Annotated in this window: 12 protein-coding genes; 3 read left to right on the top strand and 9 right to left on the bottom strand. The window is 52.0% G+C overall.

Annotated elements, in window-relative coordinates; genetic code table 11:
- Positions 1–1018: 1018 nt before the first annotated feature.
- Positions 1019–4192 (bottom strand): TcdA/TcdB pore-forming domain-containing protein, encoded by a 3174-nt coding sequence (locus tag HNQ59_RS08360; RefSeq protein ID WP_184037704.1) that lies wholly within the window; start codon positions 4190–4192, stop codon positions 1019–1021.
- Between the two features lie 1182 nt (positions 4193–5374).
- Between HNQ59_RS08360 and HNQ59_RS08365 the strand changes: the two genes are divergently transcribed.
- Entirely contained in the window at positions 5375–5545 is a 171-nt protein-coding gene (locus tag HNQ59_RS08365) for a hypothetical protein (RefSeq protein WP_184037706.1), read from the top strand.
- A 67-nt stretch (positions 5546–5612) separates the two neighbouring features.
- On the opposite strand, the gene thrC is transcribed toward HNQ59_RS08365, so the two are convergent.
- From thrC to HNQ59_RS08385, 4 genes are read right to left on the bottom strand one after another with little or no spacing between them, the layout of a single operon-like run.
- Complete coding sequence (thrC, locus tag HNQ59_RS08370; protein ID WP_184037708.1) at positions 5613–7019, bottom strand: threonine synthase; 1407 nt, start codon at positions 7017–7019, stop codon at positions 5613–5615.
- A 10-nt stretch (positions 7020–7029) separates the two neighbouring features.
- Entirely contained in the window at positions 7030–8343 is a 1314-nt protein-coding gene (locus tag HNQ59_RS08375; protein ID WP_184037710.1) for a homoserine dehydrogenase, read from the bottom strand.
- 18 nt (positions 8344–8361) lie between these two features.
- Positions 8362–8799, bottom strand: a complete 438-nt coding sequence (locus HNQ59_RS08380; protein ID WP_184037712.1) for a GNAT family N-acetyltransferase — start codon at positions 8797–8799, stop codon at positions 8362–8364.
- Between the two features lie 3 nt (positions 8800–8802).
- Positions 8803–10029, bottom strand: a complete 1227-nt coding sequence (locus tag HNQ59_RS08385) for a pyridoxal phosphate-dependent aminotransferase (protein ID WP_184037714.1) — start codon at positions 10027–10029, stop codon at positions 8803–8805.
- A gap of 348 nt (positions 10030–10377) precedes the next feature.
- Here HNQ59_RS08385 and HNQ59_RS08390 point away from each other — a divergent pair, with 348 nt between their 5' ends.
- A complete protein-coding gene (locus HNQ59_RS08390) occupies positions 10378–10743 on the top strand; it encodes an Mth938-like domain-containing protein (protein WP_184037716.1) in 366 nt (121 codons plus the stop codon).
- A 33-nt stretch (positions 10744–10776) separates the two neighbouring features.
- Here HNQ59_RS08390 and HNQ59_RS08395 read toward each other — a convergent pair whose 3' ends face one another.
- The 4 genes from HNQ59_RS08395 to trpC form a co-directional block, all read right to left on the bottom strand.
- Positions 10777–11616: a hypothetical protein gene (locus tag HNQ59_RS08395; protein ID WP_184037719.1), complete on the bottom strand. Its 840-nt coding sequence runs from the start codon at positions 11614–11616 to the stop codon at positions 10777–10779.
- A gap of 132 nt (positions 11617–11748) precedes the next feature.
- Positions 11749–13182 carry a porin gene (locus tag HNQ59_RS08400; RefSeq protein ID WP_184037722.1) on the bottom strand — a complete coding sequence of 478 codons (1434 nt, stop codon included), beginning with the start codon at positions 13180–13182 and terminating at the stop codon, positions 11749–11751.
- Positions 13183–13400: 218 nt separating this feature from the next.
- A complete protein-coding gene (locus tag HNQ59_RS08405) occupies positions 13401–14531 on the bottom strand; it encodes a porin (RefSeq protein ID WP_184037725.1) in 1131 nt (376 codons plus the stop codon).
- 231 nt (positions 14532–14762) lie between these two features.
- Positions 14763–15551, bottom strand: coding sequence for an indole-3-glycerol phosphate synthase TrpC (trpC, locus tag HNQ59_RS08410; protein ID WP_184037728.1), 789 nt, complete (start codon positions 15549–15551; stop codon positions 14763–14765).
- Positions 15552–15746: 195 nt separating this feature from the next.
- On the opposite strand from trpC, the gene HNQ59_RS08415 reads away from it, so the two are divergent.
- A complete protein-coding gene (locus HNQ59_RS08415; RefSeq protein WP_246490915.1) occupies positions 15747–16607 on the top strand; it encodes a DUF2189 domain-containing protein in 861 nt (286 codons plus the stop codon).
- Positions 16608–16663 lie beyond the last annotated feature (56 nt).

Here is a 16663-nt window from a genome sequence, read left to right on the forward strand (position 1 = left end):
AGAACTGCAACAGGGTCGCCAGGCAGGCCAGACCACTGGCCGCATGGTCCACTTCAGGACCTTCCGCTTCGGGGGGGAGTGTTTGTGATGACATGATGAATAACTCTTAGAATGGATATATACACGCCCCATTACCTCATTCAGAGGTAATTGAATCAGCATCAAGAAAGTAATTAATCAACGCAAAGTCGCCTGCATTGGTAAAAATACGCATAACCAAGTAGATACCATTGCGCACCAAACAATAAAAACAATTTAAAATCAATAAGATAAAAAAACAAAAGGCAACCAACCAAACCAGCAACCTACACCCTACATACCACCTGGGTAGCTATTTTTCACGAGTTTGCTTTTCAGTCAGTATAGAAATCCAAAAAACACAATCAAATTACCAAGTTCGAATCTATAAAACCAATCCCAACGAAAACACCAGGACAAGTATCAGATCAATGAGCAGCAATCGGCAGGCTGCATTCTATAATTTATTGTTTTTATTAAATTTTATTTTAACAAAATCAAGCAACCTAACTTCCACCACTACGTACAAGTTAACAATTAAATTCTGAACATCAGATGCATTCTTAGCACCATAACTGATTAGTCGTTATGCATTAAGGTTAGTTCCATCTCATTACGCACATTCCTATCAAAATATCGAAATAAATTTACAAAACAACGTTTTAAACAATTTAATTTATTGATTTTAAATGGTTTTTCAAAAACAAAAAGTAATGTATCGTTTACAAAACAGCACTGACACGTTTCGATCCGTATACTCGGCCACATGCCCTGACCATCCAGATTGCAATCGGAAAAATGACTGAAAAGCATGTTTTCGGTAAGAAGTCGGCTTATCCACCCAACAGACCGCGCACAGGGGTTCCATGCCATTACCGAAAGAAGGGATGCATCGCGAGCGGCCAAGTGTGGCAACCCTCACATGACAGCGGCCCCGTTGGCTGACAACCAACGGGGCCGCTATGGCACTACACACTAACCAAACAAGGGTTCAATGCCATCAAACCCGAGAAGGCACCAGATTCATCAGGACTGACTGACTGGTCAACGGATGGTGTAAGACATCCGTGGCCACGTCCTTGCTGTGCAGACTCGCCATCGATTGGATCAATTTATCGACTGCAACTTGCGTGTTGGGCGATTGATTGCTCGCTAACAGTTGCAGTGTATTCAAGTCGCTGAGTGACTTCGTATTGCCATTGAATTGATTCAGCAATGAAGCTGGCGTAAGCGCCTGATCATGGCCAAATTGGATCTGGGTTGGCTGCACACCGGCACTCAGCACATTGCCGAAACGAATGTGGGATACATGCCCCTGAGCACCGGGGGTGTCGAACGTCATGACGAGATCGCCATTGTTCTGCACCACCCTCAGATTCTTCAAATCACGCTGGTCAAACTGGAAATTCACCTTCTGCCCGCTTCCAGAAGAGGCAATATCAATGAAAAGCCCTTTGAACTGCAAAGCATCCACCGGAATATTGATACTGGCCCGTTCAGTTGCCACCATCAGTTCAGTGTCAGCGACATTCCAATTCCCAGCCTTCAACCAGCGCGCATTGATTGACAGCTCATTTGCTTCATCAGAACTGTTATCCATGACCAGGATGAACCGATCCGAACCAAGATTGCTGTATGAGTAGCGGGCGGCACCGTCTGTAATACTGCCTTGTACCAAGCCATACTTACCATTGGCATTCTGGAAGTAAAGCGCATTGTTACCATCCACAACAGCCAGAGTGGCATCGGATGCAATCGGCACACCTTTGCTGCCTTGGCTGACCTGCGCAAGCAATGCATCAGAAATGCCAATTTCATCAGACTTCATATACTGCGTTGAAAACGCCTTGAAGGACTCGAGTTCGATATAGTTGCAAGTCAACCCACCAGCCGTGACCTCAGCTACATAGTGCCCGGCAATACCGTTGTCAAAATTGGACTTCAAGAACAGGCGACCGTCCTTATTGAACATCTCACCGTCATGCACCGGCATGAATCGGTTGGCAACCACGGCATCAAAGGTCTTCAGCTCGTCACCTTGCGGGCTGAGGCTTTCGGTATAGAGTGCGTTTTCGTTGGTTACCCAGATACCACTGATTTTTCCATTCGCATCACGCTTGAGAAAGGTGATGACATCCGACTTGGCATTGTAGAACCCGCTGAAATTGTCCGTGAACGCGAAACCGATCGTCGTTGGATTGGTAACGCGAGGATCATTGGCCACACCCGAGCTTTGCAAGACTTTTGCAACATATTGCATGCTCCTCAATGGCGAGCCACTATAGAAAGGCTTATCAAAATAAGCCGATATGCTCATCTTCTTGCTGTCGAAGTCGATCAGGGCCATCAAATGCGTGCCACTGCCGGTGGCATCCGGCAGGCCAACGGTGACATTATGTGGCTTGCCGTTGAAGACTATATTCTGCGTTTTGACGACCAGAGAGGCATCACCGATCTGTAAGCTGCTCAACACATCCTGAACAGGCCCAGACACCTTCTCCGCAAATGTTGGCGCATTCGACCAGCTCGTAGCAAGGCGCCGAGTCGGGTCGATGAACCAGGCCTCGCCTTTGTCGTCGGACTGATTGATCTTGACCGCATAGTTGAATGGCGCCTCACCCAGCATCAGCTGATAATGACCGCCGCCGCCATTCAAGATGTACTGCAAATATGTGCGTACATTGACATCAGCCGCTCTTGCTGCATCCGTATCGGTTGCCATGACAGGCATTACAATTGAACGGGAGGCGTTGTCGAGCGTGACATTGACGGGGGTGTATTTGTAACCATAGTCAATTGAGGCAAAGCCAAAATCCCCACCGAAGGCATACCACAATATCTTGAACCGAGGATCTTTCAGGAAAATATCCCTGGCCGCAGACTCAGCCCAGGCGCCGCGCCGGCCTAATATGGCCTGCACATTCCAAAGCTTGACGAAACGTGACATCCCAGAGGGCAATACCAATGTCGTTGCTTGATTGGGATCAAAGCTCTGATCCATTTTATGGTCACGCAACTGATAGTAGACATCCACCGGCGTCGCATCGAAATCACTGTCGGGCCCGACCCCGGAGTATTGGGGAAATGTATCGATTGCAGACATTCTGCCGCCGTAGTCTTTGGTGGCCGATGCTTTGACATCTCCAAAGCGCATGGACTTGTCTTTGAAATTGATGTCCGCAATGGCAGTATCGCCATTGAATTGCAGCACACCAGGCTGAGTACCTTGGACAATACCATTGTTACTCAGCGCCTTTTCGACGCCGTCAAAATACAATTTTATGGCGTCATATTTACCATAATTTATTGCATACGCCTCAGCGAGTGCAGTTGCCCCAATGGCAATGCCGCCGAGTGGAACCGCAATACTGTCCAAGAAGCTCGATGCGGCGGCGGCCCCAAAAAAGCCCGCAGCAGTCGAACCTGCAAAAATCCCCAGACTGCCCACAGCAAATCCAAGCTGGGTTTCAGCTTTGGCTTTTGCCACAGGATCAGTTGCATAGGCAGCATTGAGACCAGAAAGCACAACGTCTGCAACCGAGAACAAACCTGTCAAACCGGTTGAGAGTTTTCCGACAACATTCGCCACCTTGCTCAAGACACCGGTAACTGGTGCATCCCCGATGAATGCGCGAACGACAGATACAATCTTGACGGCATCCTTGGCTACATTGTATATGCCTCTGGAAAGCTGAAAGTAAGTTGCAGCCTGCATCGCCCAATTGGCTTTGCTCATATCAGTATGCTCAAGCCCCATCACTGAACGGATCAGGTAGGCAGTGCTCTGAGTCGCATTTTGAACGGAAGGAGGGGCCTCCTCATCCATCGTCACCGCACCAGTCTTGGCGTCATATTTCACCCCCTGACTGATGGCAACCGCTTTGTCCCTGGTGAAGTCGCTGAATTGACGAAAAATCGGCTCATTTACAGGCACCCAACGCACCTCGGTAGTGCCTGGATTGATGAACGCGATCTCATCCCCAGCAGGCCCAGAATTGACCATGGACAACGCATTCCACCCAGTCAGACCACTGGCTTCGGCAAGCTTGCTCACAGCAGCATCCCATCGCCTGCTGAGTATCGCGCCCTCAAAAACGTCTGCCACCAATGACTCCATCTGAGTCCGCTCCTCAGAGGTCAGCTGAGTCAGAACATTCTGAACTTGATTTTCCACGTTGTTTTCCATCATTACTTCCTTTCGAAACCAGCCAGTAGGTTCCTCCACTGGCATCATCAACCCGAAACATGCTCGCTATGAATTTCAAAAATACGTCAGATCCACCAGCAGCTGATTACATCCGACCATCTCGCCACGGCCCAATCAAAACCATTATCAATCAAACACGTAGCAACACTTTTCATCTCAGCAACAGCTGTAGTGACCATCTCACTTACATTGCAATCTCATTCAATCCGAACGAAGTCCGTTGTTGCAGTGGTACGCTAGCTTCCTTCCATGGCTTAAAAAGATTTTTGGTCCTTCCAACGGCACCCCTCACCAGGAAAACCTTGCAAAGCTGGATCTGGCGCGCCTCCTACTCTGTGGGGCACAGCCCCTCAGATACATCAAATTTCTTATATCTACATAAAAGTTAATTAAATTTATAAAAAACACAAAAACAAACATTTACCAATCAGATGCACAGCTTAAAATACTCAGTGAAAATCCATGACCATTGAAGTTTTCAGTTAAAACTCACTGACACAACAGGTATCACGAATGAGATAGTATTTTTTTAATGCAAAAAACCGTAAAAATCACAACATCAATACATTCTAATACTGAAAATGAAATATGATCGATGCATATCAAATCAGATATACACACATTTGACACGGCAGCCATAAATTTATGATTGAATTGAGTTTCATAAAGAGCTGTTGCAATGGTCTCTTGCTTAACTCCTATGATCCAAGTGCCTGTTCTAGTTAATATCAAGCACTTTTCTTGCACTGTTTCTAGATTAGTTTCTGCAAGATGAAGTTAGTTCAGCAGCAGCATGTTGATATCCAGAAAAAATATTCTAAATTTGGTAAAAGATTGTTATCGAAAATATTTAACCAATTGATTTTTAATGAAATTTAAAAGGTATACAATATCATCAATAAAATAACTGAATACCAGTCAGTATTACTAAATTGGCATATTTGCACTTAACTCAGTCTCAAAGGTGCTTTTAATGAGGCATTTACCTGCTGAGTGTTCTGACCACACCTACGTCATATCGAGCCATCCACTGGGACGGAAAAAACTGGTTTCTTCAAAGAGTGATGGAAAACCAGAGAGGTGGAATGTGATGAGCTTGAGGCGACTTGACATTGGAAATGCACTGATGGTGCGATAACGAATGCACCCATGACACACCGACGCATCGGCCCCATCCGACAAGTCAAGCTGACTGTGCGTGATATTGATGGATCAAATCTGTGTGTAACCCGTGCTGGTAAGCACGAGTTGAGTCAAGACAGCAGGCTGCCCATCTTGGAAGTGGGGAATTGGACGGGTATCCAGCAAGCTGGCTCATGATGTGTACGTAAAACAAAACGGCAGCTTGAAGCTGCCGTTTTGACTATTCACCAAACACGTCCGCCGCTCAGGCAATCCGTTCAGCTATATAGTGTTTCAATGCTTCGACATCAACTGCCATGACATCGACCCGCTGTGGTAGGCCTTCCATCCCATCCGCAAAGGCAGGACGGGCGGGGCGCTCGCCAATTGCTTCCAGAATGGTGTCCTCGAACTTGATGGGCAGGGCGGTTTCCAGCACTACGGTCTGCACCGCTGAATCAGGCTGAGCCAGTGCCAGCTTCATGCCATCAGCTGTGTGTGGATCAATCACCACGCCAAACTGCTGTTTGACTTGTTGGATGGTCGCCAGACGGTCAGCATGGGTACTGCGCCCAGAGGTAAACCCATATGTGGTCGCCAATTCCCCAAAGCATGATGTCGCAGACAGATCGAAACCACCTTGCTGATCGACTTGTTGCCACAAGGCTGCCAACTTTGTACTGTCACGGCCTACCAGGTCGAATACAAAGCGCTCCAGGTTGGATGCTTTGGAGATATCCATCGACGGGCTGGAAGTCGGCTGTGCAGCCCCCCTGACCCGATACACGCCCGTGCGGAAGAACTCGTCCAACACGTCGTTTTCATTGGTGGCCACCACCAGCCGCTTGATCGGCAACCCCATCTGGCGGGCAATATGCCCTGCACAGACGTTACCGAAATTACCTGATGGCACGACGAAGTTGACCTGTTCGTCATTGCTGCGTGTTGCGGCAAAATAGCCTTTGAAGTAATACACAACCTGCGCGATCACCCTACCCCAGTTGATGGAGTTGACCGCACCAATTTTGTAACGTGCTTTGAATGCAGCGTCGTTGTTGACTGCTTTCACCATGTCTTGAGCATCGTCAAACATGCCCTGGACGGCAATGTTGAAGATGTTGGCGTCCTGCAGGCTATACATCTGGGCTCGCTGGAAGGCGCTCATCTTGCCATGCGGACTCAGCATGAATACATTCACCCCACGCTTGCCCCGCATGGCATACTCCGCCGCCGAGCCCGTGTCGCCCGAGGTGGCACCGACGATGTTCACTGTCTCGTTGCGTTTGCCCAGCACATATTCGAACAGGTTACCCAGCAGCTGCATGGCCATGTCTTTGAAAGCCAGCGTCGGGCCGTTCGACAATTCCAGAATATGCAGTCCAGCTCGCAAGGTTCTGAGTGGCGTGATGTCCGCGCTACCAAATACGTCAGCGGTATAGGTTCGCTGAATGATACCGCGCAGATCGGCCTCTGGAATATCCGTTGCGAACAGACGAACGATCTCAAAGGCCAATTCCGGATAGCTCAACGATCGCCACGCAAGCAACATGTCTGTGCTGATCTGCGGATAGGATTCAGGCACCACCAACCCGCCATCGGGGGCCAACCCTCCTAGCAGGATATCGCTGAAAGACGCTGGCGGCATGCCGCCACGTGTCGATATATACCGCATGACTCGCCTCTCAGTTATCCAGTGTTTCTACGCGAATACGGGTCACCGTCCCATGGATGGTCGGCAGCGCCTCGATTCTGGCCATTGCAGCATTGACTTGCTTCTCAACCGCCAAGTGCGTCAGGATGATCACAGTGGCGCGATCCACCCCAGCCTCGGGCTCTTTCTGCATCATGGCATCAATCGATATCCCTGCATCAGCCAGGATTCGCGTCACATCCGCCAACACGCCTGGACGATCTGCAGCGTCCAGACGCAGGTAGTAGCAGGTTTCAATCTCTTCGATCGGCAGAATCGGCAGATCTGCCATCTGATTGGGCTGGAAGGCCAAGTGAGGAACACGGTGCTCGGGATCAGCCGTTGCCAAGCGCGTCACATCGACCAGATCGGCCACCACCGCGGAGGCGGTCGGTTCGGCACCGGCGCCAGCACCGTAATACATGGTCTGACCTACTGCATCACCCTTGGCCAACACGGCATTCATCACGCCATTCACATTGGCGATCAGGCGCTTCTCGGGGATCAGTGTCGGGTGTACACGCAACTCGATACCATTGGCTTTGCGCTTGGTCACACCCAACAACTTGATACGGTAACCGAGCTGCTCGGCATAGCTGATATCCTGACTGGTCAGCTTGGAGATGCCCTCCAGATAAGCCTTGGAAAACTGCACTGGAATCCCGAAGGCAATCGCAGACATCAAGGTCAATTTATGCGCCGCATCGTGTCCTTCGATATCAAATGTAGGATCAGCCTCCGCGTAACCCAGTCGCTGCGCCTCTTGCAGCACGTCAGCAAAATCCGACCCTTTCTCACGCATCTCGGTCAGAATGAAATTGGAAGTACCATTGATGATGCCAGCGATCCATTCGATGCGATTGGCGGTCAACCCCTCGCGCAACGCCTTGATGATGGGGATGCCACCCGCTACCGCCGCCTCGAAGGCCACGGTCACGCCTTTTTCCTGTGCCCGGGCGAAGATTTCATTGCCATATTCGGCCAGCAATTTCTTGTTGGCGGTCACAACGTGTTTGCCATGCTCGATGGCCTTCAACACCATGTCCTTGGCAATGCCCGTGCCCCCAATCAATTCAACAACGATATCGATATCTGGATGGCAGACCACTTGGTTGGCATCATTTGTGACCTCGACACCCTCACCTGCCACCTCACGGGCACGGTCGGTATTGAGATCCGCCACCATTCTCAGTTGAATGGCACGACCAGCACGGCGGCTGATTTCCTCGGCGTTGCGTTTCAGGACGGTGGCGGTGCCGCCACCCACAGTACCAATGCCCAACAGGCCTACATTGATCGGTTTCATGGTGTACGAATGTCCGGCTTATAAAGGTTTTCTGAATGAAAACGAGGGGATGATGAAACCCTCACGAAAATAGAACTTATGCGCCTGGGTGCGTTGCGTACCGGATTCCAGCGAAAGGCTGGTTGCCCCTCGCCTTCTGGCCTCAGCTTCAAGCCAAGCGATCAGCGCGTGGCCGATGCCTTGCGAGCGTTGCGTCTCGTCCGTCACGAGATCGTCAACATAAAATCGTAGTCCATTGAATGTATCAAGAAAACTGCGAAAAACGGCCAGCCCTTTCACCAGCTGGCCATCGATGGCGACGATGATCTCGCCGCCATCCTTCACCACACCCTGCATGGCACTCAGATAATCCGAGGGCAATTGTGGCCGCAGCTGACGATGTACCAGCTCCGCGCGCGCCAGCCAGTCTGCCTCAACCAACCGTTTGTGACCATCCGTAATCGCCAGAATATGCATGATTTATACCGCGTGTCGTTTTCGATAATGCTCAAGGAAGCGTGCAATGCGACCGATGGCCTCAGTGAGATCATCGGTATTCGGGAGGAATACCACCCTGAAATGGTCTGGGCTCATCCAATTGAACCCTGTTCCCTGAACCAACAGCACTTTCTCTTCCAGTAATAATTCCAGGATGAATTGCTGATCATCGGCAATCGGATAGAGCTTGGGATCAAGCCTGGGGAACAAGTACAGCGCACCCTGCGGCTTGACGCAGCTGACGCCGGGAATATCGGTCAACATCTGCCAGGCAAGATCGCGCTGCCGGGTGAGGCGCCCGCTTGGCGCTACCAGATCATCAATGCTCTGATAGCCACCTAAAGCGGTTTGGATGGCGTGCTGCGCCGGGACGTTGGCACACAGGCGCATCGATGCCAGCATATTCAAACCCTCGATATAGTCGCGGGCGTGTTTCTTCTCACCGGAGACAATCAGCCAGCCAGCCCGGTAGCCACACGCCCGATAATTCTTGGACAAGCCACCGAAAGTAATGCACAGCACGTCTTCAGCCAACGAGGCAATCGAGGTATGCGTGCGGCCATCAAACAACACCTTGTCGTAGATTTCGTCTGCATAGACGATCAATTGGTGTTGGCGGGCCAAGGCCAGAATCTCTTTCAACACATCATCTGAATACACCGCGCCAGTCGGATTGTTAGGGTTGATCACCACGATGGCTCGGGTATTGGGGGTGATCTTGTTCCGGATATCGTCGATATCCGGCAACCAACCAGCCTGCTCATCACAGACATAGTGCCGGGCATGGCCCCCACTGAGGCTGACAGCCGCAGTCCACAAGGGATAGTCTGGCATGGGCACCAGCACCTCATCACCGTTGTTCAGCAGCGCCTGCATTGACATCACAATCAGCTCGGACACACCATTGCCGATATAAATATCATCAATGGCGACGCTAGCGATCTTTTTCTGTTGCGTGTAATGCATGATCGCTTTACGCGCAGAAAACAAGCCCTTTGAATCACAATACCCGGATGCATCCGGCAAGTTGTGGATCACATCCTGAATGATTTCATCGGGCGCCATGAACCCGAACGGCGCAGGGTTGCCGATATTGAGCTTGATGATGCGATGCCCCTCGTCTTCCATCTGCTTCGCGCGCTCCAGCACCGGGCCGCGAATGTCGTAGCAGACGTTGAGCAATTTATTGGATTTGAGGACTGGTTGCATGAGTGGCCTTTCTGGTGTCGTTTTTCAAAATCTGGCGTCGCTTGAACGGGGACGAACCGGGCGGGAAGAAAGTATCAGCGCCCGCCACGGGCCATCGCGGTCGCGCAGACATAACGCCGCGCTTCGACACTTTTCCGGCAGGGCCGGATGATTGAAAACAGACAGGCGATCACGCAATTTTCCTTGGATTTCAGAAAAAACAGCAAAATGGTTTGCAGTGGAATCGGGGTATAATCCTACCTGACTAAATGGTGCACTGCAAAGAAAAGACTGGCCTCGCCCAGCCGCGCGCTTCCATTTGAATCAACAAGCAAATTTCCGAACTCTGTTTTTTGAAGACGCAATATCATGAAGCTGCACTTGTCCACGACTGAAGGAAACCTTTTCACGGGCTATGGCGAGGGTCATGTCGAAATCAATCGAGAGCGGCATGAGGGCAGCCTGCTGGTTGGCAGCAATGTGATTGTCAGGTGGCCAGTCACCGACTTCGCCAGCCTGGATGAAAGTCATTTCGCAACCATTCTCGAATATGCGCCGGAAGTCGTGCTGCTGGGCACCGGCAAAAGCCTGCGCTTTCCACACCCTCGGCTATACAAGGCATTGACCGCGCAGCAGATCGGGATTGAGATGATGGACACGGCTGCACTATGCCGGACTTACAACATCCTGACGACCGAAGGCCGTCGGGTCATGGCGGCAATCGTCCATCGCTGAGCAGTGCGCCTAGCCCCATAACCATGCCGATCATCACCGGCAAAAAGGCGAGTCTCCGCTCCGGTAAACCCACTCCGTCTTGGTCTGTGTCACCCCATCTGCAGCCCATTCGCCCCGTTGTAAAGCAGTGAACAGTTGTTCGGCCCGTGTTGCCACCCGCTTTGCCAATGTGGGATCGGCTGGGGTGTCATAGCGAAATGACATTTCGGCAAAACGCAGCTGCGAATCAGGCTCATACCAAAGAGTCACACCTGCTTCTGCCCACGCCCCACCCAAGTCGATGCTCGGTAAGGTGTAGGTATGCTCCTGAATATGCAAGCCATTGACCGCCTGAAGCTTTGCGTCGCCTGGCAGGGTTTTCAGTATGCTGAACATCCCCGCAGCCTCTTCCACTGAGCCAGGGGTGCGATCCACATTGATTGACGCAGAGCGGGACAACTTGATATCCAAAGGCGGGCTGATGTCTTCTTCCAGTTTACCCTTTGCGCTACCGTCCCCCAGATGAAGCTGATTGACCCTGGTCTGATCAGCAGAGCGGGTCTTTAGCGTCATGACACGGCGCTTGGCATCCCACCGCTCTCGGAGAATGTAACCAGCCTGTTGCAGCGTGCATTGTCCCGGCACATCCAGAAACTGGATTGCGCGTCGTTTGCCCTTCTTTACCTTCCCCCTGGTCTGGGCGGCAAGCTCCACCTCGGTGGCAAGTACAAACTGGCGCGCATATTCCTGGATGGATCTATCGAGGTTTTCAGCCTGGAAAGGCGCCAACAACAAAGGTAATTTGAACTCTCTGGACAAAGGCTCTGCCTTGACCGCACATATTGATGACCACCCCAGCACTGCCATGCAAACCAACTGATTCAATAACCGCATACTCACCTTGTCAAAAAAAAGCTGCCTCAAAAGAGGCAGCCTTATCCATCCAAACCCATCTGTCGTCAGGCTCTGTTGGCATGGCTGGACACAACGACCATGCCACCCGCCGACAGATCGGCATGATGACCATTAAAAATTGTGGCTGATGCCAATCTGGTATGAGCTTGGGTCCGAGCCACGCGGCGTGGTGACAAAAGGAGACTGCCTGCCACTGTCCGTTCCAACCGATCCATTGATGAAGAAGTTGTATGCAGCATTGGCCTCGTTCTCAACCCGTGCAACCGTCGCAAACAAATTGGTACGCTTCGACAGATTGTAGAAACCAGTCAGTTGATAGTATTGAGCGCCAGAATCGTTATCGGTACTGCCATTCCATTGTTTGATATCGTTGGCCTTGGCGTAGGTGGCAAACATATCAAAGGCATCCGAGAACTTATAGCTGGTGCTGAGTACCCAGGTTTCACGGCTGGCATCACTGACAATTTGTGGGTTGCCAGTCAAGCGACTCAGGTTTTGGACGGCCTGAGCAAAGTTGGCATTGTATTTGTTGACCTGCCGCTCAAACACCATGCCGATGCGGAACGCCTGGCTCAGGTTGGCACCCAGGGAAAACTTGACGCCATAAGCCTTGTCGATGATGCCGCCCGCCACCAACGGCACCGGGTCCTTTTCCTGCATGAAGGCCAGACTGGTGAACAACCAACCCGGGAAATACGCCACAGTGACCTCAGTGGCTTGTGGTCTGACTTCACGCCCGCCGGTCAGGCGATTCAAGCCGCCAGCAATCTGGGCCAAGCCATTGGCGCCGGTATCTTCCAGGTTGTATTTGCCTTTGGACTCAGGGGCGGTCGCAGCCACCAGTGCGGACAACCCTTTGAAATTCGGTGTGCGGTATTGCACAACATTGCTGGCTCGGTTGCCGACGTTGTAAAACGGTACAGCAAAGCTCGACAAGGCACCCAGCGGGTTGGTCGGCAGCGCAGCGGTATTGGGCAGGAAGCCCGCAGCCGCACCACCAGAGTTGAATGCATAACCGAGAACAGCCAACGCTGTGGAGTTATTGCCAGACCGCAATAAGTGCAATTCATTGGGCACATGTTTGTCAAAGTACATGTCCAGGCGACCAGCCTGGATCGTGCCGAAACGCCCTTTCAAGCCCACAAAGGACTGGCGGGTACCGATCGTTGCCTGCCCAGAGGCTGGCTTGGACACATCAGAGAATGCACAACCAACATAGCCGCAACCATCGTCAGGTTTGATGGCGGATTCAATCTGAAAGAATGCGGACATGCCATCCCCGAGATCTTCTTGCCCCTTGATCCCCAGGTGAGACAACGCATCGGTCACACGGGTACGGCTTGGAATATCTTTTTGCCCATTTGCCAACAAGGCATTGATGGGTGTGTTGTAAGGTGAATTTGCGTCATATTGCGTTGCGCCTTTGGCTTGAACTTGCTCCAACCCCATCGCGACGTGACCATACACGGTCACTGAATCCGCAGCAAATGCCACAGGCATTGCCAATGCAAGGCTGACTGCCAGCACGGAACGCTTGATTTGCATAATGTGTCTCCCTGTTGATGTCTGGATGATGCCAGCACATACGTTTTCATAGACCCAATTCGGGTTTCTACTGATTGTGCCAAGCGCCACGGAAAGGTGACAAGTGCTTTTACTCTGATCAGTCTAGTTCACTTGCACGCATGTTGCGAATATGCAACCAGCAATGGAAAACGGGTGCCCGAAGGCACCCGTTTCTTGTAGGACGTACTAAGTCAGACTTAGAACTTGTGACGCAGACCTACGCCAAAGGCTTGTGGGTCTTGGCCAGCTTTCACGCCCAGCGAGTTGGTGTCGAAGTCAAATGCTGCATTCTTCTGGTTGTCGATCTTGGTGAAGAACGCCATTGCTTCGGTGCGCTTGGAGAACGCATAACCCGCGCCGATCATGAATTGCTTAGCGCCAGTGTCATCAGTCGTTTCGAACGAAGCAGACTTCAGCTTACGCGCTTCTACGTATGCTGCACGCAGTTGTACTGCGCCGATGTCGTAAGTAGCGCCCAGCATCCAGCTGTCACGCTTGCGCTTAAAGGAAGAATTGGCGCCAGCTGCAGGCCGCTTCTCTTCAGTGTGCTCAAGCGCGGTGGTGATCTTGGCTGGGCCGAACTTGACTGCAGCAAAGCCAATAAACGCATCAGCCTTAACATCGGCACCAACGCGCTGCTTTACTGTTGTGCCATTAACAGTAGATTCCTTAATACCTACGAAATCCAAACCAGCATCTTCATGGTGCACATAACCGATGCCACCTTCAAACATATTCCCCTTGAAGACTGCATTTGCAGACCACAGGCTGGTATCAATTGCCTTGTCTGTAGCATTTGCAGGCTCTTTGTTTTCAGCGGTAGCATACATCACCGATGCAGTGAATCCGCCCATGCTGGGGCTTTCATACCAAACTGCATTGTCGGCGCGCCGGTCAGCACGGTGCATCAGACCCTTCGCACCGTTGATGTCTGCGGAACCCACCATACCGGAGGTCAAATCGCCGGTCAGCTTGTAAGGTGTGTCGTGACGACCCAGCTTTACGGCACCGAAGCCGCCAGCCAAGCCGATGAAAGAGTTACGGGAAGCGAAGGTGCCGCTGGTGCCATCATCCAGTTTGACAGCCTGTTCAACCTGCCAAACTGCCTTCATGCCACCACCCAGCTCTTCCTGGCCCTTGAAGCCCAGGCGAGAGGTCCAGTCAGCAACGCGCGTTTTGGAGATCGAAGCAGCGGTATCGGTCGAATTCGCCTTGATTTGCTCCAAGCCCACACGAGCCTGACCGTACAGGGTAACGCTGTTCTCAGCCATGACAGCAGGGGCAGCAACTGCGCCAGCAACTGCGAGGGCGATCAATTTCTTGTTCATTCGATGCTCCTTGATATTTTCTATCTTAGTTGGCAGCCGTGTCTCAGCACGGCCAGCTCCCTAGAGGGAAACTTGATATTCATTTTGCCAAATGGTTTAAAAAAACGGCAAGCTTGCACGCGGCTTCCGACGAATTTATCCGCGCCCGCGTTGCATTTTCGCAACACTCTGCCGACATATTGTCTTATCCATGCATTACAGGGCGATGACAACATGCGCTCAAGCGGATCATCAGAAGAATAGCCTTGCCAGCTCCTGTCCAGGCGATGGGGCGCGCATGAATGCCTCACCGACCAAAAAGGTGTGGACGGCATGTGTGCGCATCTGTAGCACATCAGCTGGCGTCAAGATGCCGCTTTCTGTCACCACGATCCGATCGGATCCGATCTTGGGCAACAGCGCCAGGGTAGCGTCCAATGACACTTCGAAAGTACGTAGATTGCGGTTGTTGACGCCAATGAGCGGGGTTTGCAGTTGCAATGCGGCTTGCAATTCCATCTCATCATGCACTTCAACCAACACGGCCATGCCCAGCGATGCTGCGACCTGTTCGAAGTGTTGCATGGTGGGCAGATCCAGGGCGGCGGCAATCAGTAGAATGCAATCAGCCCCCATTGCCCGCGCTTCGACCACTTGGTATTCGTCCACCAGGAAGTCCTTGCGCAACACGGGCAGGTTACACGCGGCCCGTGCGGCTTGCAGGTAACTGACATCGCCTTGAAAGAACTGACGATCAGTCAACACTGACAGACAGGCCGCACCATGCTCAGCATAGCTGCCGGCGATCTCCGCTGGCTGAAAATCCGGTCGGATCACCCCTTTGCTGGGGCTGGCTTTTTTGATTTCAGCGATGACAGCGGGCAGGCCTTGCTGCAATTTTTGGCGGATCGCACCGACAAAATCCCTGGCGGGTGCTTGCGCCAAAGCCTGCTCACGCAGTTGTTCAAGTGATTTAGCAGCACGCGCAGCGGCTACTTCCTGGTGTTTGACCTTCAGGATGGTATTCAGGATGTCCGACATGGGATTTCAAAATCCGGGCGACAAAAAAGAGGCCCTATTGTAGTGACGCAACGCAGCAGGCTCAACCATCCGATTACGGTGGCATGAAGCGCCCCCGCATGCAAACAGGGTCTGACAGGGGCATGGATAGATGCCATCAAGGCATCGCTTGCAATTTCAGGCATAGCGGCGCTAAATAGCATTGGCAGTCACCCAATGTTTCAACCTGCGGTTCCGGCCCATCAGGCCGCTGACGTCAAGATGGAAAACAAGAACGATTCCCGAGGAGACGACCCCATGCAGGACATGCTGCAGCAGGAGCAGGCTGTACCCAGTTTTCCCACGATCCGCAATGTTCCGATCCAGGCCGCGTTCAGGTGGCTGCACCTCGCCCTCCGGGACATACGCCGTGCGCCTTTCCCCTGTTTGTTCTATGGGGTCGTGTTCAGCCTGATGGGGCTGTTGTTGCATTGGATGTTTGTTGCCGCCCCACATCAGACCATCACCTTGGCAACCGGCTTCATGTTGGTCGGCCCCTTTCTGGCGATGGGTCTGTATGAAACCAGCCGGCGGCTGGAGGCCCACGAACAGGTTTCCTTGCTGACGACGCTGACGGCGTGGCGCAACAATCTGTCTGGAATCGGCTTGTTTGCCATGATCCTGGCGTTGATGTTTGCAGGCTGGATGCGGGTGTCAGTGGTGGTCTTCGCTCTCTTCTACACAGATCAGATCCCCACGCTGGACAGTATGTTATCGACGACTTTTTTTACTGAGGACAATCTGTCTTTTCTGCTGGTGTATTTCAGCAGCGGTTTCATCTTTGCCCTGCTGGTGTTCGCCATCAGCGTGGTATCCATCCCCATGCTGCTCGACCGCGATGGAGACACCTTGATCGCCATCTTCACCAGTAGCCTGGCGATGTGGCGCAACCCAGCGGCCATGACCGTTTGGGGGCTGATCGTGGTCAGCGCTTGCCTCATCGGGTTTCTGACCTACTACATCGGCCTGATCATCACCATGCCGATCATCGGCTTGGCCAGCTGGCACGCTTATCGGGACTTGGTTGATCAGTTGTGATCGCCAGGCCGGGCTGGACATGGCGCAGCCCCGCTGATGCGGGGCCTGAATTTAGC

The sequence above is a fragment of the Chitinivorax tropicus genome, from assembly GCF_014202905.1.
GTDB lineage: Bacteria > Pseudomonadota > Gammaproteobacteria > Burkholderiales > SCOH01 > Chitinivorax > Chitinivorax tropicus.